The following is a 19,916-nucleotide window of genomic DNA, read 5'->3' on the forward strand; positions in this document are numbered from 1 at the left end:
CGAGGTCAGCGCCGTACAGCACTTGTCCACCGCGTGAGCTCAGCCGCGAGCGCTGCGGGAGCGTCCAGCTGGATCAGGTGGCCTGCGCCGTCGATGAGGGTGACCGAGGCGTTCGGGATGAGCGCGCCGAGCCGCTGCGCCCGGTCGCTCGGGATCCAGGTGTCCTCGCGCCCCCACACGATGTGCACGGGTTCCGTGAGGGTGCCGTAGCGCGGTTCGACCTCCGCCGTGAAGCGCTCGTCGGCCTGCGCGATCTGCCGGTAGAACGCCGCCTGCCCCTCCGCATCCGCCCACGGATCCACGAACATGGCGAGGTCATCCGCGCTCAGGCCCTTGTGGCTGGCTCCGCGGATGTACGCCTCCACGGCGCCGCGATGCACCGCGGGCGGCAGCTGCTCGAACACCGCGGCGTGCTCCTTCACGAGGTTGAAGAACGGCGAACCCCACGGCGAGAGGGCGACGACGTCGACGAGTGCCAGCGACGCGTACGCGGCCCCGTGGAGCAGTCGAGCACGCAGTGCCACCGCGCCGCCGAAGTCGTGGGCGACGACGTGCGGCCGGTCGAGGCCCCAGAAGTCGAGCAGCTCGGCGAACAGCTCGCCCTGCACGCCGAGGTCGACGGCATGCGACGGGTCCTTCGACGAGGAGCCGTAGCCGGGCATGTCCCACAGGTAGACGGTGAACTGCGCGGAGAGGGCCTCCGCGATCGGCCGCCACAGCGCCGACGACCACGGGGTGCCGTGCAGGAAGACGAGGGCTGGCCCTTCCCCGAAGCTGTCCCAGCGCACGGTCCTCCCGCGCCAGGAGAACACGTTGGGCAGGCTCTCGTCGCTCATCATCCACCGATTGTGTCAGCCGCGCGAGCGGCACCGCTTGTGACGGCGAGCTGGCGTCCCGCTCGAAGGCGGCACGCCAGCCCTCCGCCTCAGAGGTTCGCGGCGAGCCTCGTCCACGTTTCCACGACGCTGTCCGGGTTGAGCGACAGCGAGGAGATGCCACGGTCGAACAGGTACTGGGCGAGTTCGGGATGGTCGCTCGGCGCCTGCCCGCAGATACCGACGTAGCGTCCGTGCTTCGTGCAGGCGTCGATCGCGAGGTCGATGAGGCGAAGCACTGCGGGGTTGCGCTCGTCGAAGCTGTCGGAGATGAGGCCGGAGTCGCGGTCGATGCCGAGCGTCAGCTGCGTGAGGTCGTTCGAGCCGATGGAGAAGCCGTCGACGAGCTCCAGGAATTGCTCTGCGAGGAGCGCGTTGGAGGGCACCTCGCACATCATGATCACCTCGAGGCCGTTCTGGCCGCGGCGCAGCCCGTTTTCCGCGAGGCGCTCGACAACCGCGCGGGCCTCCTCGACCGTGCGCACGAATGGGATCATGACCTTCACGTTCGTGAGCCCCATGTCGTCCCGGACGACCCTGATCGCCTCGCACTCGAGCGCGAACGCCTCGGCGAAGTCGTCGGAGATGTACCTCGCGGCACCGCGGAAGCCGAGCATCGGGTTCTCCTCGACGGGCTCGTAGCGGGCACCCCCGAGCAGCCCCGCGTACTCGTTCGACTTGAAGTCGGAGAGCCGCACGATGACGGGCTTCCCGTCGAACGCGGCGGCGAGCGTCGCGACGCCCTCGGCGAGGCGGCGCACGAAGAAGTCGGCGGGAGAGTCGTAGGCGGCGATGCGCTCGTCGATGGCGGCGCGGATGCTCGCCTCCTGGTCGTCGAGCTCGAGCAGCGCACGGGGGTGCACGCCGATCTGGCGCGAGATGACGAACTCCATGCGCGCGAGCCCCACGCCGTCGTTCGGCAGGGCGGCGAGCGTGAACGCGGCGTCCGGGTTGCCGACGTTGAGCATGATCTTGCCCGGCAGCTCCGGGAAGGAGTCGAGTTCGATGCGCTCGACCTCGATGGGGAGGATGCCGGCGAGCACGGCGCCCGTCTCGCCTTCGGCGCAGGTCACGGTGACCTCGTCGCCGTCAGCGAGGCGCTCGGTCGCGTCGCCGGCCCCGACCACGGCAGGGACACCGAGCTCGCGGGCGATGATCGCGGCGTGACAGGTGCGGCCGCCGCGGTTCGTGACGATCGCGGATGCGCGCTTCATGATCGGCTCCCAGTCAGGGTCGGTCATGTCGGCGACCAGCACGTCACCCGGGCGGAACTCGCTCATCTGCGAGGGGGAGGTGAGCAGGCGCACGACGCCAGCGCCGATGCGCTGCCCGATCGCCCGGCCTTCGACGAGCGTCGCGCTGCGCTCCAGCAGGCTGTGCCGCTCGAGCGTGCCGGCAGATCGCCGCGAGACAACGGTCTCCGGGCGGGCCTGCAGGATGTAGATGCGTCCGTCGATACCGTCCTTGCCCCACTCGATGTCCATGGGCCGCCCGTAGTGCTCCTCGATCGCGAGCGCCGCCTCGGCGAGCTCGGTGACCTCGGCGTCGGTGACGGAGAACTGGCGCTGCGCATCCAGTGACGTCTCGACGAACTCGGTGGTGCGCCCGACGCGGGTGTCCTCCGTGAAGAACATGCGGGTCGCCTTGCTGCCGACTCTGCGCGACAGCACGGCGGGCCGCCCCTCGCGGAGCGTGCGCTTGTGCACCGTGAACTCGTCGGGGTTGACCGCGCCCTGCACGACCCCCTCGCCCAGCCCGTAGGCGCTCGTCACGAACACCGCGCCGTCGTAACCCGACTCGGTGTCGATGCTGAACATGACCCCGGCTGCGCCCTCGTCGGAGCGCACCATGCGCTGCACGCCGACGGAGATCGCGATGCCGGTGTGCGCGAAGCCCTGGTGCACGCGGTAGGCGATGGCGCGGTCGGTGAACAGCGACGCGAAGACCTTGCGGGTGGCGGCGAGCACGTTCTCGATGCTCGCGATGTTGAGGAACGTCTCCTGCTGCCCCGCGAACGACGCGTCCGGCAGGTCCTCCGCGGTGGCGCTCGAGCGCACCGCGACGAGCAGCTGGCCGTCGGTCTCGGCGTCCAGACGGGCGAAGGCTTCGCGCATGGCTGCTTCGAGCTCCGCGGCGAGCGGGGCGGCTTCGATGCGGGCACGGATGCGGGCGCCGACGATCGCGAGGCGCGCCACGTCGTCGACGTCGAGGCCCACGATCTCACCGCGGATCCACGAGTCGATGCCCGTCTCGCGCAGGTGCCGGTTGAAGGCGCTCGCCGTCGTGGCGAAGCCGTCCGGCACACGCACTCCGGCGTCCGTGAGGTTCGCGATGAGCTCGCCGAGCGAGGCGTTCTTGCCGCCAACCTCGGGGATGTCCGAGAGGCGCACCGCGCTGAAGGGGAGGACGTACGCCTCGTTGCTCGCGGATGCGTCTGCGGAGGTCGGGGGTTCGTGGAGCAGCGTCATGGTGAGTCCTTGGGTGTCGTCGTTGACGGTTGTTGACGGGATGAACTCAGTATTCGTCGCGAATTAAGCACTCTTTCGTGAAAATGCGTGTAAAGAAGTGCTGTTCTTGCGCTACCGTCATGCCATGCCCGCCGACGTGTACACCGCCTCCGTGCTCGGAGCCCGCATCCGCCACTACCGCTCGCTCGCGAAGCTCACTCTCGACGACCTCGCGGCACAGCTCGAGACGAGCCCCAGCCGCATCTCGCTCATCGAGAACGGACGCCGCGAGCCGAAGCCCTCGGAGCTCCCCTCCTTCGCGAGGGCCCTCGGGGTGACGGTCGAGGACCTCGTGCGCGCCGAAGCGCCGAACAGCCGCGCCGCGCTCGAGCTCGAGCTGAAGCGCGCCCAGTCGTCCCCGCTGTTCGCGGGGCTCGGGCTCCCCAAGCTGCGCGGGGGCAAGGGCATGCCAGACGACACCCTCGAGACACTCGTCGGCCTGCACCGGGAACTCGAGCGACGCGCACAGGCCGCCTCTGCGACGCCCGAGGAGGCGCGCATCCGCAACACACAGCAGCGGGCGTGGATGCGGGAGCGCAACAACTACCTGCCGGAGATCGAGGCGGTCGCCGAGGAGCGCCTCCGCCAGGTCGGGCACGTCGCGGGGGCGCTCACGCACCGCGAGGTGCACCTCATGGTCGAGCAGCTCGGCCTCGAGATCGTCTACGCCGACGACCTCCCCCGTTCCACGCGCAGCATCACCGACCTCGAGAACGGGCGCATCTACCTGCCGCCGGAGTCGATCCCGGGCGGGCACGGGCTGCGATCCATCGCCCTCCAGGCCGTCGCCCACCGCATCCTTGGCCACACGCCTCCCGATTCGTACGCCGACTTCCTGCGCCAGCGGCTCGAGATCAACTACTTCGCGGCCGCCTGCCTCATCCCGCGCACGCAGGCCGTCGACTTCCTGAGCGCCCGCAAGAAGGACCGCGACCTCGCCGTGGAGGACTTCCGCGATGCGTTCGGCGTCACCCACGAGGCGGCCGCCCTGCGCATGACGAACCTCATGACCGAGCACCTCGGGATGCGCGTGCACTTCCTGCGCGTCGGCGCCGTCGGGGAGGTCTACAAGGCCTACGAGAACGACGATCTCCCCCTGCCGCTCGACGTGACCGGCGCCGTCGAGGGGCAGATCGTCTGCCGCCGCTGGGGGGCGAGGCGTGCGACGGAGATCGAGCACCGCACGACCGAGTTCTGGCAGTACACGGACACGCCCGCCGGCACGTTCTGGAGCACCATCCAGACGGGCAGGTCCGCCGAGGGCGCCTTCTCGATCACCTTCGGGGTGCCCTTCGACGACGCGAAGTACTTCCGCGGCCGCGACACCGAGAACCGCCAGGTGTCGCGCTGCCCCGACGAGACCTGCTGCCGGCGGCCCGACCCGACCCTCGCGGCACGCTGGTCCGGGCGCGCCTGGCCGAGCGCCCGCCTGCACGCGCAGATCCTCGCATCCCTCCCCGCTGGCCGGTTCCCAGGCGTCGACGACAGCGAGATCTACGCTTATCTGGAACGCCACGCGCCCTGATCTCCGGGCCGCGAGCACTCCCCCGCACGACAGATCGGAGCACGACGATGACCCACGCTGAGCACCTCGACGACCTCACCCTCGAGGAGAAGGCCTCCCTGACGAGCGGCGGGAGCTTCTGGTCGACGAAGGCGGTCGAGCGGGTCGGCATCCCGGCCGTGACGCTGACGGATGGGCCGCACGGGGTGCGCCTGCAGCGGGAGGGCGGCGACCACCTCGGCCTCGCCGACAGCGTCCCGGCCACGTGCTTCCCGCCCGCCGTCGCGCTCGGCTCGAGCTGGGACGCGGACCTCGTCCGCCGCGTGGGTGTCGCGCTCGGCGAGGAGGCCAAGGCGGAGGGTGTCGGCGTGCTGCTCGGCCCCGGCATCAACATCAAGCGGTCCCCGCTGTGCGGGCGCAACTTCGAGTACTTCTCCGAGGACCCGCTCGTGAGCGGCGTCATGGGCTCTGCCCTCGTCGGCGGCCTGCAGAGCCAGGGCGTCGGGTCGTCGCTCAAGCACTTCGCCGCGAACAACCAGGAGACCGACCGGCTGCGGATCAGCGCCGACGTCGACGAGCGCCCCCTCCGCGAGATCTACCTGCGCGCCTTCCAGCGCGTCGTCACCGAGCAGCAGCCGTGGACCGTCATGTGCTCCTACAACAAGATCAACGGCGTCTACGCCTCCGAGAACCACTGGCTGCTCACCACCGTCCTCCGCGAGGAATGGGGCTACGAGGGCCTCGTCGTCTCCGACTGGGGCGCCGTCGACGACCGCGTCACCGGCATCGCGGCCGGGCTCGACCTCGAGATGCCGGCCAGCGGCGGGCGCACGGACGCTCAGCTGGTGGATGCGGTGCGCTCCGGCGATCTCGACGAGCAGCACGTGACCACCGCCGCCCGCCGCGCGCTGGAGCTCGTCGACAAGATCGTCGCGGGCGCAGACGCATCCGCAAGCTACGACGCGGAGGCGCACCACGCGCTTGCCCGCGAGGCCGCCGGGCGCAGCATCGTGCTGCTGAAGAACGAGGGCGAGCTGCTGCCACTCGACCCCGCTTCGAGCGAGAGCATCGCGGTGATCGGCGAGTTCGCGCGCACTCCCCGCTACCAGGGCGCCGGCAGCTCGCTCATCAACCCGACCCGGCTCGACGACGCCCTCACGGAGCTGAGCCGGGTCGCCGGCGACCGGGTCCGATTCGCGCCCGGCTTCACGCTCGACGACTCCGGCGACGCCGACGCGCTGCGAGCGGATGCGGTCGAGGCCGCCGCGAGCGCATCCGTCGCGCTCCTCTTCCTCGGCCTGCCCGCGCACGAGGAGTCCGAGGGCTTCGACCGCGCGCACATCGACCTCCCCGCCGACCAGCTCGAGCTGCTCGAGGCCGTGCACGCGGCGAACGAGCACGTCGTCGTCGTGCTCTCCAACGGCGGCGTCGTCCGCACCTCGACGTGGCAGGACCTCGCCCCGTCGATCGTCGAGGGCTGGCTCCTCGGGCAGGCAGGCGGCGGCGCAATCGCCGACGTGCTCTTCGGCGTCGTGAACCCGTCCGGGCGCCTCGCCGAGACGGTTCCCGTGCGCCTCGAGGATTCCCCGGCGCACGTCGGGTTCCCCGGCGCGTTCGGCCACGTGCGCTACGGCGAGGACATCTTCGTCGGCTACCGCGGCTACGACGCGCGGAACAGCGAGGTCTCGTTCCCCTTCGGCCACGGCCTGTCGTACACGAGCTTCGCCTACGACAACCTCGCCGTCGCGGTCGACGACAGCGGTTTGCGCATCCAGGTGGATCTCACCAACACGGGGAGCAGGGACGGCCGCGAGGTCGTGCAGGTCTACACGGGCCTCCCCGACTCCGCCGTGCCGCGCGCGACGCGCTCGCTCGCTGCGTTCGCTGTCGCCGAGGTGGCTGCCGGCTCGACGGTCCCCGTCACCATCGAGGTGCCTCGCTCCGAGCTCGCCTACTTCCACCCGATCGCCGGGCAGTGGACGGTCGAGGGCGGCGAGTACCTCGTCGAGGTTGGTGCCTCGAGCCGCGACCTCCGCGCCTCGACGCAGGTAGCGGTCGCGGGTGACGAGCTCGCGCTCCCCCTCGACGAGACCTCGACGATCGCCGAGTGGCTCGACGACGAGCGGGGTGGCCCACTGCTGCGCACCGCACTGCTCGAGGGCGACAGCGGCCTGACCGGAATGCTGGCCGACCCGGAGATGCTCAAGATGCTCGGCTCCATGCCGCTCGGGCGAGTAGCTGCGTTCCCCGGCAGCCCACTCGATGAGGCGGCGCTCGGCGGGCTCGTGCAGAACGCGAAGAGCTAACGGAGAGCGCGAAGGGCGAGCGGAGCGCCGGCGACGTGCCGGTCCGGGGATTCGCGGACCGGCACGTCGAGTCAGGCGGGCAGCACCGCCCGGACCTGCGCGCGCACCTGCTCGACGAGGTCGTCGTCGGACAACGAGGCGTTGATCGACGCGGCCATGGTCGTGAACATGATGGCGGAGACGACCTGCGCAAGCGTGCGCGCGGTGTCGTTCGTGGCGGCGGTCTCCCGCTCGATGACGTCGGCGACCAGGTCCTGGGTCTGGCTCGTCAGTGCCAGCGCCTCTGCATGCCGAGGCTCTTCCGGGTCGCCGAAGACCATCTCCCGCAGGTAGGTTCGCCCGTTCTCGATCTGCTTGCGGTTGCAGGCGACGACGGGGCGAAGCACGGCAAGCACGCCGTCGAGCGCGCCGGTCGTCTCGGCCACAGCCGCCCGACCCTCCTCGAGCGCAGCCTCGTACATGGAGTTCTGCACGAGCAGCAGCAGCTCGCCCTTGGTCTTGGCGTAGAGGAACAGCGTTCCGGTGCCGATGTCGGCGCGGTCCGCGATCTCCTGCGTGGTGACGTCATCGACCCCGCGCTCGGCGAAGAGCTCGCCAGCAGCCGCCGTGATGCGCTCGAGCTTGTCGAGCTTGTTTCGCTCGCGGCGACCCATCGGGCGGGCGTCGGTGGTCATCCAGATCTCCCCGGGAATAATTCGTGAGCATGCTCAGTTATGAGTTTAGTCGCTAACGTTTGGGTTCGGTACCCGTGCCGATTCTTCCACGCCGCCGCAGCACCCATCCGCTGCCCGAGGTCCGCGACAATCCACCGACTAGAAAGAACCCCACATGCCTTCCCTCAACGGAGCAGTTGTCCTCGTCACCGGCGCGAACGGGGGCATCGGCACGAACTTCGTCCGCGAGGCCCTCGCCCGCGGCGCCGCCAAGGTCTACGCCACGGCCCGCACGCCACGAACCTGGGACGACGAGCGGGTCGTGCCCCTCGCCCTCGACGTCACCGACTCGGCATCCATCGCCGCCGTCGTCGAGGCGGCACCCGACGTGACCGTGCTCATCAACAACGCCGGGGCCTCGGTCTCGTCCCCGGGCATCCTGTCGCACAGCGACGAGGAGATCCGGGCGAACGTCGCGACCAACTTCCTCGGACCCGTCTTCCTCGCGCGCGCCTACGCGCCGCTCCTCTCGAACCGTGAGGGCGCAGCCATCATCGACGTGCACTCGGCACTCAGCTGGTACGCCGTCAACGGCATCTACAGCGCCACGAAGGCAGCACTCTGGTCGGCGACGAACTCGCTGCGCCTCGAACTCCAGCCAGCCGGCGTGCACGTCGTGGGCGTCCACGTCGGCTGGGTCGACACGGCGATGGCGGCGCACACCGATGACCCGAAGACCGACCCGGCCGTGCTCGTCTCGAAGGTCTTCGACGCGACCGAGGCCGGCGAGTACGAGGTGCTCGCCGACGAGACGTCGGTGCAGCTGAGGGCAGGGCTCAGCGCCCCGCTCGAAGCGGTCTACCCGCAGCTCAGCCGGGCGACCAGCTAGCGGCAGAACCGCAGAGTGGTGTGACGTTCGAGCCCAGCGGACATGCCAATCTCCAAGATGCGGTGGAGCAGTGGCCGCGCGAGTCGCCGGAGAGAGCAGTCACGCAGACCCTGCGCGAGTAGGACTCGTTTAATGAGGCACACCGTCTTTGGGGTCGGAATTCAATCTGCCGGCAAGTGCGCTTCTCATGCGCCTGACAGTTCCGAAGCCAGCCCCTCTCGCCGCCATGTCAGGAGTCACACCACCTGCGATCAATCGCTCAGCAAGACGTACCCGCGCGCGTCGTAGATAAACCGACGGGGTCTCGCCAGTTGCGGCGAAAGCGCGATAGAGATGCGGCTGCGAGACCCCGAGCGCGGTCGCCATCGAATACACCGTGGTCGCCGCATCTCCCGCGAACAGGGCGACATACTTCACAGCCTCGTTGTAGACGCGAGCGAGCTCACTGTCCGCACCCGACAGCGAGCGAAGCTCGGTGTGGGTCGCGAGCGCCCAGATCAGCGCCTCGAGGGCCAGCCCAACGCGCTTGAAGGCCTCGTCCTGCGGGCTCGCTCGGCTGTCGAGAATCGACGCTGAGGCAGCGATCAGAATCTGCAGGTACGCCTCCGACGCAGCGGAAACGCTCACATAGTTGTCCGTGACCGGTTGTGGGCGAGGGAAGAGCACCATCAGGTTGCTGACCGGCAGCTCGGCACGCTTGCTGACGATGTCTTCGGGGTTCGCGAAGAGCACGCGGCCAGGCGTCAGCCGCTCGGTGCGCCCAGCCACCTCGACCTCGAGCTCGCCCTCGAGACACGCCAGGAGCAACCGAGCAGCTCCCCCCGCAAACACCCGCGGGACCACGTAGCGGAACGACGCTGCCGTGTGTCGATATCGACTCAGCGCGAAGGTCTCACTCTTCACCACGTCACCATGCAGTTCGAACCCCTCACCGGGCGATCGAATGTGCCAACCCCAGGCTCGCGCCGTCTCCACCGCAGCCTGACCAACCTCATCGACCGAAAGCGACATCACCCGCGCGAGCTCTGCGGGCACGGCGCCTTCACGAGGTTCGTATTCGGAATTCTTGGGCTGTCGGGACACAGAAACTCCAATCGTCGGAGGTGAGGGGGAGAAGCCAGAACGCACGACGACACATCGGGCGGCAGTGCTTTAGCGGTTGCTCGGCTCGAAGATGAGACGAGGTCAAAGGGTCTTTTGTCACGTTATGGGACGCCGACTCCCGTCAGTGACGCGCGCACCGCCAACAAATCCCCGGATAACCCCTCTTGCGGCCCTGGAAATAGCGGATCACACAGCGCGCTCCAGCGTTCTCTTGAACGATTTCCGTTCACCGCGAGAACGAAAGTTGTCCAGCGAAGAATGCTGCCCCCACCGGGCCATCCATCTGAAGGATTTTGGCCGATCGCCGGAGAGGAAATGGCATTGGGAGGCTTCTGGCCGTCAAAGCAAACGAAAACCCCAGATCAAGTGGCGTAAAAGAGCTCCAAGCTGAGGTAAATGACGTTCATTTTGACGCTCAACGAGCGGACGACCTGTGCCTATGCTCTCGGCGCGGCTTCAAGTTCACTTCGTGGCGTGCGCCGCACGTCAACCGTCTTGTCCCCGCACTGAAGAAAGTGGTAGCTCCTTGTCCAACCCAGATCAGCAGTTCTCCGTCACCCGCCGAACGCTCGTCAAGAGTGGCGCGTGGTCCATTCCCGTCATCGCGATGACGGTCGCCGCGCCCGCCGAGGCCGCGTCGTGCCGCCCGTTGACGGATGCGCAGAAGAGCACGCTCCTCGTTACGAGGAACGACGCCCCCGCGACCGGCGGACGAACCACCCAGAACGCACTCCGGTGGGGGTACCCGGCGGGCACGCGAGTGACGTGGGCGTTCCCCGTTCAGAACACCGGGAGCGCTCCGATTCCAGCCGGCGTGGTGGTCACAATCCGGATTGGCAAGAACGTAATCCCGTGGGGAGGGCCGACGTACGCCGCACCAACCGGATTCGTCCTGACCTCGACGCTCGGGGAGCTCAGCAACCGCACGCAGGCGTGGACTTTCACATCAACCACACCCATCGCTCCGGGTGAGACGCGCACCTTTACGGCCTCAGCCACAGCACCATCTGGCTACCAGGGCTCGATCCCCGTTGAGGCCAGCGCCACGTCGTCACTCCATTGTGACGGAGCGGCCTACGCCACCGTCACGAACAACGGAAACCCGAACTACCCTCAGTTCGTCGAGCAGAGCTACCCGAACTAGGAGCAGCCTCGAGGCGCAAGCACCCGGAACCTCCTTCCTCCGGAGGGCTCACCGCCTCTGAGGTCGCGCAGCCCTCGACGATGCAACGCGCGCGGGACCACAGCGTTCCCGTGGAGTTGCCGCCTCGATGCGGCCACAAACCACCTCACCCGGCAGCACAGGTTGGGGAACCTCGTGCGGGCAGTCGCACTCAGCGCAGTTCTCTGGGGGCATGCGCGCGACGTCCCGCTCGGTGAGGTGCCACGCGGTGGTCTCCGACAGCGCATTTGTCGGAGGCCACCGCTATCTTTCTTTCGCTCCCGACCAAGGAGAGACACTACGACGCGGCAACGCCAGGCGTTTCGCGACGAGAAGTCCAGTAGTTCCTTTCCTTGGCATGGGATTCCGAGAACACGCGAACTGCCGCTTGCGGGCAAGAATGATTTTGGTCGCAAAGCAGAATGAAGATCGTACCGCCGCGCTCATGGGTGCGCTAGTCGAGAGAAACACCAGATCAAATGCCTCTTATGGCCCCTGATGTCCTGGGTGTGACTGTCTTATGCTCCCCACAGAGGGGTCCGTATGTGCTTATGCTCAGCCAGCGGCTGTGCGTTCACTTCAACATCGAAGCCGCACAACACTTGTATTACCTCACATACTCAAGAAAGTGATACTCCCCGTGCCTTCCCCCGAGCAGCAGCAGCAGTCCACAGTCACCCGCCGATCAATCGTCCAAGGCGCTGCCTGGTCCCTCCCAGTGATCGCGACCGCGGTCGCCGCGCCTGCGTACGCCGCGTCGAACTGCATCCCCGCCGCAAACGCGAGCCAGTACGCCTACACGATCGCCAGCACCGGTGCGCGGAACTTCCCTCGCGAAAACGGCCTCGGTTCAGGCGAGATCTATCGCGTCCCCACCAACACCAACATCGCCATCACGACCACCTTCACGTACACCGGACCGCAGCCGCTCCCGGTCGGCTCACGAATCAACGTCGAATATGCAGACGCCATACGCCAGATCACTCTCGGTCAGACATCCATCAGCGGAGCGCCAGCCGGGAGCCTGACCTCTCCTGCAGACGTGACGTCGACGAACCCGGTGATGGTGTACACGACGACGCAGCCGATTCCAGCCAACACCACCATCACCATCACCAGCTTCGCTCGATCTTCGACGTCCTACAACGGCAATGCCGACTTCCCGGTCGCACAGGTTGCCCTGCCCAACTCGTGCGATGGCACATCGCTCAACTCCCGACTCGTCGTCAACGGACGCTCGCAGAGCTCCTCCGCGACCCAGGGCTCCGGCACCCCGCTCTGGAACTACAACATCTTCAACGGCTAACCACCCTTCAACCAGCGCCGCACCAACGCGGAATGCTGGCCACGGCCCACCTCACTCAGCGGCACCGGTTGGGGAACCTCGTGCGGACCGTCGCATGCGGCACACGCGTCAGGGGACAAAGTGCGCGCAACGTCCAGCTCGGTGAGGTGTCCCGCGGTGGCTTCCGACAACGCACTCGTTGGAAGCCACCGCCATCCTTACTCCCCTCTCGATGAGCGAGAACGCCCCTCGCTTGAGCCGCGCGCAACGAAGCAGACGACTCGAAGGCGTCTCGACGACTAGCAGGTCCGCTAGCCGCAGGCCTCGGCCGCAAGATCCGGCACCTACCTATAAATGCCTCGCGTCCAATGTTCCCCGCATCGGGACGGTCGAGGGTTCGCGTGCTGTTGTCCTGCGGGTCTAGGACTGTCCACCCGCTGCAATCAGCGGGTGAGGAACTCGACGGCGACCGGGGCGAACTGGTGGTGGTACTGGAAGATGCCGCCGTGGCCCGAGTCGGAGTACATGACGAGCTCGGAGCCGGCGATGCGCCTGTGCAGGTCGTTGGAGAGCACCGACGGCACCATGCGGTCGTTATCTCCGTTGGCGATGAGGGTCGGCTGCGCGAGCTTCGAGAGGTCGGAGGGTGCGGAGCGTCCGTAGCGCTGAATGGCCCTCAGCTGCGTCTGGAACGCCTTCAAGCTGATCGACGTGTCGCGGTCGACCGTGCGCTCGGACAACCGGGCGACGAACGCTTTCGCAGCCCGCTTGCCTCGGTCGTCTCGGTTAAAGAAGAGAAACTCCTTGATGTCGGAGCGGGTGAGGATGGAGCGCACGAGGTCGAGGTAGGTGACGCCGACGACCTTGTCCATGTCCTTGCCGCCGCGCGGACCGGTGCCCGTGAGCACGAGCCGGCGCACGAGGTCCGGGTGCTTGACGACGAGGTCCTGCGCGATCATCCCGCCCATGGAGAACGAGAAGATGTCGACCTTGTCGTAGCCGAGCGCGGTGATGAACTCGTACGCGTGGTCGGCAGCTTCCTCGATGGTGCCGGGGACGACGCCCGTCGAGGCGCCGACGCCGCGCTGGTCGAAGGTGATGACGTGGCGCTTCTCGGCGATGGGGTCGACGATGCGGGGGTCCCAGTTGTCGAGCGTGGCCGCGAGGTGCACGAAGAAGATGACGGGGATTTCCTCCTTCGGGCCCAGCTCCCGGTAGGCGTAGCTGATGCCGCCCACGGTGATGCTCTTCGCCGGGGCGAGCGTGTAGGAGGTGACGACGGGCTCACTGGATGCAGTGCTCATGATGTTCTCTCTTGGAACTTTGAGGGGGTTGGTGGGGTGTGACCGCCGATGGTCAGCGGCTGCTGATGACTGCCTTGCCGCGAAGGCCGCCGTCCCTCAGCGACTCGAGCGCGCGCACGGTCTCTTCGAAGGGGAAGACTCGCCCCACTATCGGCTTGATCGCTCGACGCTCGATGAGCGCGGATATCTCACGCAGCTGCTCGCCGCTCGCGCGCATGAAGAGGAAGCGGTAGTCGACGCCGAGTCGTTTCGCCTGCTTGCGGATCTTGCCGCTGAGCCCAGTGATCGCGAGGCGCAGCACGGGGTTCAGGCCGGCACTCCGGGCGAAGTCGGGGGTGGGGGGACCGGAGATGCCGACGGCGATTCCGCCAGGCCCCAGGATGCGGAGCGACTTCTCGAGGTTCTCGCCGCCGAGGCTGTCGAGCACGAAGTCGTAGCCGCTGAGGAGCTGCTCGAAATCCTCATTGCGGTAGTCGATCGTGTGGTCGGCGCCGAGCTCGCGAGCGAACGCCGCGCTGGATGCGCTGACGGTGGTGGCGACCTCTGCTCCGAGGTGCTTGGCGAGCTGGATCGCGATGGATCCGACACCACCCGAGCCGGCGTGGATGAGGACCTTCTGCCCACGCTGCACGTTGCCGATCTCGACGAGCGCCTGCCAGGCGGTGAGGGCGACAAGCGGGAGCGAACCCGCCTCTTCCATGGAGATGGAGGACGGTTTGGGCGCCACATCCGCTTCGTCGATCGCGATGCGCTCGGCGAACGTGCCGATGCGGTGGTCGCGGGGCCTCGCGTAGACCTCGTCTCCCGGACGGAACCCGCGAACCGCGGCGCCGACCCGCAGCACCGTGCCTGCGACATCGTGCCCGAGGGTCAGCGGCAGCTTGTACGGCAGGATCTGCTTGAACTCGCCGATGCGGATCTTCTCGTCGAGCTGGTTCACGCCGGCGGCCTGCACCTGGACAAGCACGTCGTGCTCTCCCATGATCGGCTCCGGGATATCGGCCTCTCGCAGGGACGTCTTGTGCGTGGAGAAGGTGAACGCTCGCATGGGTGAGGCTCCGGATTCGGGGATCGAGTTGCTGAATCGCTCCGCATTTGCCGAGCTTACTCAATTCTGAGTTAACTCAGTAATTCTGTCAACCAGCCTTACCCAGGGATCACCGATCCCTGGATGAGCGAGCCCTGAATCGAAGAAGATCAACCCAGCAGAGTGGTTCCAGCAGCCAGACTGCACCTTCGCCTCACCGGTGAAGCGATCTCGACACCGACACCACTCAGGAGCATCCCGTGCCCAAGAACAGCGACATCCCAGCCCCATCCCTCACCGGCAAGCGCGCCCTCGTCACGGGTGCGAGCGACGGCATCGGCATCAACGTCGCCGCCAGGCTCGCCCGTGCCGGCGCGACGGTCATCATGCCGGTCCGCAACCGCGCCAAGGGCGAGAAGGCGGCGGCGCGCATCCGAGGCGCGAACCCGAATGCGAAGCTCGAGCTGCGCCAGCTGGACCTCTCCTCGCTGGCATCGGTCTCGACCCTCACCGATGAACTCGTCGAAGACGGGCGCCCCATCAACATCCTGATCAACAACGCCGGGGTGATGACACCACCAGAGCGCCGCACCACGAGCGACGGCTTCGAGCTGCAGTTCGGCACCAACCACCTCGGCCACTTCGCCCTCACGACCGGCCTGCTCCCCCTCCTCACGGAGGGCAAGGCGCACGTCACGACGCAGATCAGCATCGCCGCCAACCAGGGCGCCGTGCACTGGGACGACCTGAACTGGGAGCGCAGCTACAGCAAGATGGGGTCGTACAGCTCGTCGAAGATCGCGACCGGCCTGCTCGGGATGCACCTGCACCGCCTCAGCGAGGCGAACGACTGGGGCATCCAGAGCAACCTCTCACACCCTGGCGTCTCCCCCACGAACCTCCTCGCCGCGCAGCCGGGCATGGGGCGAGCCAGCGACACCACCGAGGTCAAGGTCATCCGCCTCCTCTCGCGGGTCGGCATCACCGGCACCCCGCAGAGCGCCGCCCTCCCCGCAGTCCTCGCGGCCACGAGCCCCGGCGCGAAGGGTGGCCGCCTCTACGGCCCGAAGGGCCCAGGCCACATCGGCGGCCGCCCGGCCGAGCAGAAGCTCTACTCGCGCGTCGCGAGCGAAGCGGATGCGCGCCGCCTGTGGGAGCTCTCCGAGCAGCTCGTCGCCGAGCACGTCGCCCGCTAGCCTCGCCTCATGGACAGAGCCCAGCTCGCCGATTTCCTTCGCAGCCGCCGCGAGGCGCTCCAACCCGAGGACGTCGGCCTGACGAAGGGACCCCGCCGACGCACGCAGGGGCTGCGGCGCGAGGAGGTCGCTGCGCTCAGCGACATGTCGGTCGACTACTACAGTCGCCTCGAGCAGAGCCGCGGCCCCCAGCCGTCGGAGCAGATGCTCGCCGCCATGGCCCGTGGGCTGCGGCTGACGGCCGCGGAACGCGACCACCTCTTCCACCTCGCCGGCCACCAGGCACCGCGGCGTGCCATCAGCGGTGAGCACGTGGCCCCCGGCCTCATGCGCATCCTCGATCGCCTGGCCGATACCCCGGCGCAGGTCATGACGGCCATGGGCGAGACGCTCGTGCAGACACCGGCTGCGCGTGCCCTCTTCGGCGACGAGACCCGCTTCGTCGGCAACGCCCGCAGCGTCGTCTACCGCTGGTTCACGGCGCCCAGCGCCCGCGACGTCTACCCGTCGACCGACCACGAGAAGCTGTCTCGAGCGTTCGCTGCGGATGCTCGCAGCTTCGCCGCCCAGCAGGGTCCAGGCTCTCGAGCGCAGCGGGTCGTGGATGCGCTCCTCGCCGAGAGCCCGGAGTTCGCCGCAATCTGGGCCGACCACGAGATCAACGCGACGCACGAGCTCGAGAAGCGAGTTCAGCATCCCGAGCTCGGGGTCATGGAGGTGCACTGCCAGTTCCTCATCGACCCCGCGCAGCACCAGACGCTGCTCGTGCTGACGGCCACGCCTGGCACGGAGAGCTACGACCGGCTGCAGCTGCTCTCGGTCATCGGCACGCAGCGCCTCACCGCCGACGCCTGACACCCGGCGTCCGGCACCCAGCGTCCGCCGCCCGGCGCCCGGCACCCGAACGTCCGGCGTCCCGCATCCCGCGTCCCGGCACCCTGCACCCGAACGCGCGCGCCCAGGCCGTGGAGTTGTGGCTTGTTGCTGCTGCGCGACGTCGCCACGACGTCACGCCACAACTCTGCGGTGGCCGTGACCCTGCTCGGGGGGCGGGGCGGGGCGGGGCGCATGCTTTCGGCGCATTCGCTGTGTCGGTACACAGTGGATGCGCATGCGTGGCACCTAACCTGGCGGCGCCGTCGGAGATACAGCTCCGGCGGTCGACGACTGCCGCGGGCGAGCGACGTCACGCGGACAACCAGACGACAAAGGAGTTGCGACATGACAGATTTCACCGGACGCTCAGTGGTCATCACCGGCGGCGCGGGCGGCATCGGCGCGGCGACAGCTGAGGAGTTCCTCAAGCTGGGCGCACGCGTGGCCCTGGTCGACCTCTTCCCGGAGCCCCTCGAGGCCGCGCGCGAACGCCTCTCGGCGCACGGCGAGGTCATCGCGATCGCCGCGGATGTCACCGACGAGGCCGACGTCGAGCGCTACGTCGCCGAGACCGTCGAGGCGTTCGGGACGATCGACGTGTTCTTCAACAACGCGGGCATCGAAGGCGCCGTCGGCCCGCTCACGGAAGCGAGCGTCGACAACTACGAGAAGGTCTTCGCCGTCAACGTGCGCGGCGTCTTCCTCGGCATGAAGCATGTCCTCAAGGTCATGACCGAGCGCGGCAGCGGCAGCATCATCAATACGTCCTCGGAGGCGGGCCTCGACGGGGCGCCCGGCGTCTCCGCCTACGTCGCGTCGAAGCACGCCGTGGTCGGCTTCACGAAGTCCGCCGCGCTCGAGGTCGCCCCGACCGGGGTACGAGTCAACAGCATCCACCCGTCCGGCGTGAACACGCAGATGGTTCGGCGGCTGGAGGAGGGCTTCGGCGGCGGCGACACGGAGGCCGCGAAGGCCGGGTTCCAGGCCGCTATCCCGATGGGCCGCTACGCCGAGCCGCTGGATATCGCTCGAGTCGTCGTGTTCCTGGGCTCCGACGAGGCGTCGTTCGTGACCGGCGCGCAGTGGCGCGTCGACGGCGGCAACGGGGCCCGCTAACCCCGCGCTCCCCGCCCCCACACCCGCGCCCGCGCCCCGCACCCCGCGCACCCACCCCGACGCGAAGAGGTCAGTTTCGCCCCATCCTGGGCCTCAGGATGGGGCGAAACTGACCTCTTCGGCGCTCGAGACGCGGGTAGCGGGAGGCGGCGCGGAAGGCGGCGGTCGCGAAGCGGCCGGCGCGCGCGGCGCGGAAGCCAGCGCGGCTCGGGAGCGGCGCGTGCGGCGCACGAAGCGGCGCGAACGCCGAAAAAGGTCAGTTTGGCCCCATCCTGGGCCTCAGGATGGGGCCAAACTGACCTTTTCGGCGCGCGAGATGCGGGTAGCGGGAGGCGGCGGGCGCGAAGCGAGCGCGGGCACGGGCACGGCGGGCGCGGGCGCAGGCGCAGGCGCAGCGGGAGCCCGGGCGCGGGCGCAGGCGCAGCGGGAGCCCGGGCGCGGGCGCAGGCGCAGCGGGAGCCCGGGCGCGGGCGGCGCGGGGTTAGGCCTCCGGCGGGCGCTTGGCGCGGGAAGCGCGCGTACGCGGTGCCGAGGCTTTCGCGCGGGTGCGCTTCGGGCGCCGCTCGTCGGCGTCGGCGTCGGCTTCGTCCTCGGCATCGTGGATGCGCGCCGGCCGCCACACGACGACCTCGGTGCGGCGGGCCGTGCGGCGACCGTGGGCGAGGGGCACGACATCGCCGCGCTCCCCGGCCGCGAAGATGCGACCACCGAGCCTCGTGAGGCGCTCGTCGGCGAGTTCCGCCTCGAGCGCCCGGACGCGGCGGCGCAGTCCCAGCACCTCGCGCTGCAGCTCGAGCACGCGGGCGATGCCCTCGAGGCTCACGCCCTCGTTCGACAGCACCGCGATCTCACGCAGCTGCGCGACGTCGCGAAGCGAATACCGCCGCACGCGCCCGGCCGTGCGCCGAGGCGTGACGAGGCCCATCCGGTCGTACTGGCGAAGCGTCTGCGGGTGCATGTTCGCGAGCTCCGCCGCCATGGCGATCGCGAAGATCGGGGCGTCCTCGTCGAGGTCGGAGGGGAATGCCATGGGCGTCCCCTACCTGCCTTGGCGCGCGAGACGCAGCAGGTCCTCGCGGGGGCTCTCGTCTCCGGATGCGGCGACGAAGTCGGCGAGCGCCTTCTCCTGCGCGCTCGACAGGTGATTCGGCACGGCCACTTCGAGGTGCACGAGCAGGTCGCCCTTGCCCTTCTTCGACTCGATGCCTCTGCCCTTCACGCGGAGCGTCTTCCCGTTCGGCGTCCCCGGCGCGACCTTGACGCGCACGGTCTTGCCGTCGACGGTCGGCACCTCGATGGTGGCGCCGAGGACTGCCTCAGCAAAGGAGACCGGCACGGTCACCTCCAGGTTGAGGCCCGAGCGCGTGAAGACGGGGTCGGGTCGCACGGCGACCGTGAGGATGAGGTCTCCGGCTTCGCCGCCGTTCGGGCTCTGCCCGCCCTTGCCGCGGAGGCGGATCTTCTGCCCGTCCTCGACGCCGGCGGGAACGCGGACCTTCACGACCCGCCCATCCTGCCCCTGCAGCTCGACCGTGTCGCCGTGGATCGCGGTCATGAAGCTGAGCGTCGTGGATGCGCTCTGGTCGCGACCCTTCTGCGGTCCGGTCTGGAACCCGGCGGGCCCACCGGCGCCGCCGCCGAAGCTGCCTGCCCCGAAGCCGCCGCCCCCGCCGCCGAACATGGAACCGAGGAGATCCTCGAAGTCGGCGTTCGACGCGCCGCGGCGTCCGCCGCCACCGTTGAACATGCCGCCGAACACGTCCTCGAATCCCGCGCCACCTGGACCGCCTGGCCCCTGCTGGAAGCGGGCACCCGAGCCCATGGCGCGCATCTGGTCGTACTCGGCGCGGTGCTCTGGGTCGGAGATGACCGAGTAGGCCTCGGAGATCTCCTTGAACTTCGCCTCTGCGGCAGTGTCGCCCGGGTGCGAGTCAGGGTGATACTGACGCGCGAGCTTCCGGTACTGCTTCTTGAGGTCTTTTTCGTCTACGTCCTTCGATACGCCGAGCACCGCGTAGAAGTCCTTGTCAAACCAATCCTGACTGGCCATATGGTCCTTCTGTTCCTAGGGATGAGCACGTGTCTTCCGGATGAAGACAAGAGGGGGCCCGC

General features: G+C 68.5%; 16 protein-coding genes. 8 read left to right on the top strand and 8 right to left on the bottom strand.

Going from position 1 to position 19,916, the window contains the following annotated elements:
- Nucleotides 1-5 precede the first annotated feature (5 nt).
- Complete coding sequence (locus tag C5E07_RS13950; protein WP_104300032.1) at nucleotides 6-839, bottom strand: alpha/beta fold hydrolase; 834 nt, start codon at nucleotides 837-839, stop codon at nucleotides 6-8.
- Between the two features lie 86 nt (nucleotides 840-925).
- Nucleotides 926-3,343, bottom strand: a complete 2,418-nt coding sequence (gene ppsA, locus C5E07_RS13955) for a phosphoenolpyruvate synthase (protein ID WP_104300034.1) — start codon at nucleotides 3,341-3,343, stop codon at nucleotides 926-928.
- A gap of 124 nt (nucleotides 3,344-3,467) precedes the next feature.
- Here ppsA and C5E07_RS13960 point away from each other — a divergent pair, with 124 nt between their 5' ends.
- Together C5E07_RS13960 and C5E07_RS13965 are read left to right on the top strand one after the other, a co-directional pair.
- Nucleotides 3,468-4,907 (top strand): helix-turn-helix domain-containing protein, encoded by a 1,440-nt coding sequence (locus C5E07_RS13960; protein ID WP_104300036.1) that lies wholly within the window; start codon nucleotides 3,468-3,470, stop codon nucleotides 4,905-4,907.
- Between the two features lie 47 nt (nucleotides 4,908-4,954).
- On the top strand, nucleotides 4,955-7,192 hold the full coding sequence (locus C5E07_RS13965) for a beta-glucosidase (protein WP_104300038.1): 2,238 nt from the start codon (nucleotides 4,955-4,957) through the stop codon (nucleotides 7,190-7,192).
- Nucleotides 7,193-7,263: 71 nt separating this feature from the next.
- Here the strand turns inward: C5E07_RS13965 and C5E07_RS13970 are convergent, their stop codons facing one another.
- A complete protein-coding gene (locus C5E07_RS13970; protein WP_104300040.1) occupies nucleotides 7,264-7,866 on the bottom strand; it encodes a TetR/AcrR family transcriptional regulator in 603 nt (200 codons plus the stop codon).
- Between the two features lie 154 nt (nucleotides 7,867-8,020).
- On the opposite strand from C5E07_RS13970, the gene C5E07_RS13975 reads away from it, so the two are divergent.
- Nucleotides 8,021-8,734, top strand: a complete 714-nt coding sequence (locus C5E07_RS13975; RefSeq protein ID WP_104300042.1) for an SDR family oxidoreductase — start codon at nucleotides 8,021-8,023, stop codon at nucleotides 8,732-8,734.
- Nucleotides 8,735-8,863: 129 nt separating this feature from the next.
- On the opposite strand, the gene C5E07_RS13980 is transcribed toward C5E07_RS13975, so the two are convergent.
- Nucleotides 8,864-9,817, bottom strand: coding sequence for a helix-turn-helix domain-containing protein (locus tag C5E07_RS13980; RefSeq protein ID WP_146080604.1), 954 nt, complete (start codon nucleotides 9,815-9,817; stop codon nucleotides 8,864-8,866).
- 547 nt (nucleotides 9,818-10,364) lie between these two features.
- Here C5E07_RS13980 and C5E07_RS13985 point away from each other — a divergent pair.
- Both C5E07_RS13985 and C5E07_RS13990 read left to right on the top strand, forming a co-directional pair.
- Nucleotides 10,365-10,982, top strand: coding sequence for a hypothetical protein (locus C5E07_RS13985; RefSeq protein WP_104300045.1), 618 nt, complete (start codon nucleotides 10,365-10,367; stop codon nucleotides 10,980-10,982).
- Nucleotides 10,983-11,628: 646 nt separating this feature from the next.
- Nucleotides 11,629-12,306 (top strand): hypothetical protein, encoded by a 678-nt coding sequence (locus C5E07_RS13990; protein WP_146080605.1) that lies wholly within the window; start codon nucleotides 11,629-11,631, stop codon nucleotides 12,304-12,306.
- 422 nt (nucleotides 12,307-12,728) lie between these two features.
- Here C5E07_RS13990 and C5E07_RS13995 read toward each other — a convergent pair whose 3' ends face one another.
- Entirely contained in the window at nucleotides 12,729-13,589 is an 861-nt protein-coding gene (locus C5E07_RS13995) for an alpha/beta fold hydrolase (protein WP_104300049.1), read from the bottom strand.
- A 52-nt stretch (nucleotides 13,590-13,641) separates the two neighbouring features.
- Nucleotides 13,642-14,637 (bottom strand): NADP-dependent oxidoreductase, encoded by a 996-nt coding sequence (locus C5E07_RS14000; protein ID WP_104300051.1) that lies wholly within the window; start codon nucleotides 14,635-14,637, stop codon nucleotides 13,642-13,644.
- A gap of 239 nt (nucleotides 14,638-14,876) precedes the next feature.
- Here C5E07_RS14000 and C5E07_RS14005 point away from each other — a divergent pair, with 239 nt between their 5' ends.
- The 3 genes from C5E07_RS14005 to C5E07_RS14015 all read left to right on the top strand — a co-directional run bounded on the left by C5E07_RS14005 (nucleotide 14,877) and on the right by C5E07_RS14015 (nucleotide 17,804).
- The gene (locus C5E07_RS14005; protein WP_104300054.1) at nucleotides 14,877-15,812 is read left to right on the top strand and encodes an SDR family oxidoreductase; all 936 of its coding nucleotides are present in this window, start codon (nucleotides 14,877-14,879) and stop codon (nucleotides 15,810-15,812) included.
- Nucleotides 15,813-15,821: 9 nt separating this feature from the next.
- Entirely contained in the window at nucleotides 15,822-16,667 is an 846-nt protein-coding gene (locus tag C5E07_RS14010) for a helix-turn-helix transcriptional regulator (RefSeq protein ID WP_104300056.1), read from the top strand.
- Between the two features lie 366 nt (nucleotides 16,668-17,033).
- Nucleotides 17,034-17,804 (top strand): SDR family NAD(P)-dependent oxidoreductase, encoded by a 771-nt coding sequence (locus tag C5E07_RS14015; RefSeq protein WP_104300058.1) that lies wholly within the window; start codon nucleotides 17,034-17,036, stop codon nucleotides 17,802-17,804.
- A gap of 481 nt (nucleotides 17,805-18,285) precedes the next feature.
- Here the strand turns inward: C5E07_RS14015 and C5E07_RS14020 are convergent, their stop codons facing one another.
- Both C5E07_RS14020 and C5E07_RS14025 read right to left on the bottom strand, forming a co-directional pair.
- Nucleotides 18,286-18,834 carry a heat shock protein transcriptional repressor HspR gene (locus C5E07_RS14020; RefSeq protein ID WP_104300060.1) on the bottom strand — a complete coding sequence of 183 codons (549 nt, stop codon included), beginning with the start codon at nucleotides 18,832-18,834 and terminating at the stop codon, nucleotides 18,286-18,288.
- 9 nt (nucleotides 18,835-18,843) lie between these two features.
- Nucleotides 18,844-19,854 (bottom strand): DnaJ C-terminal domain-containing protein, encoded by a 1,011-nt coding sequence (locus tag C5E07_RS14025; RefSeq protein ID WP_104243659.1) that lies wholly within the window; start codon nucleotides 19,852-19,854, stop codon nucleotides 18,844-18,846.
- Nucleotides 19,855-19,916 lie beyond the last annotated feature (62 nt).

Source organism: Pseudoclavibacter sp. RFBJ3, assembly GCF_002931375.1.
Classification (GTDB): Bacteria; Actinomycetota; Actinomycetes; order Actinomycetales; family Microbacteriaceae; genus Pseudoclavibacter.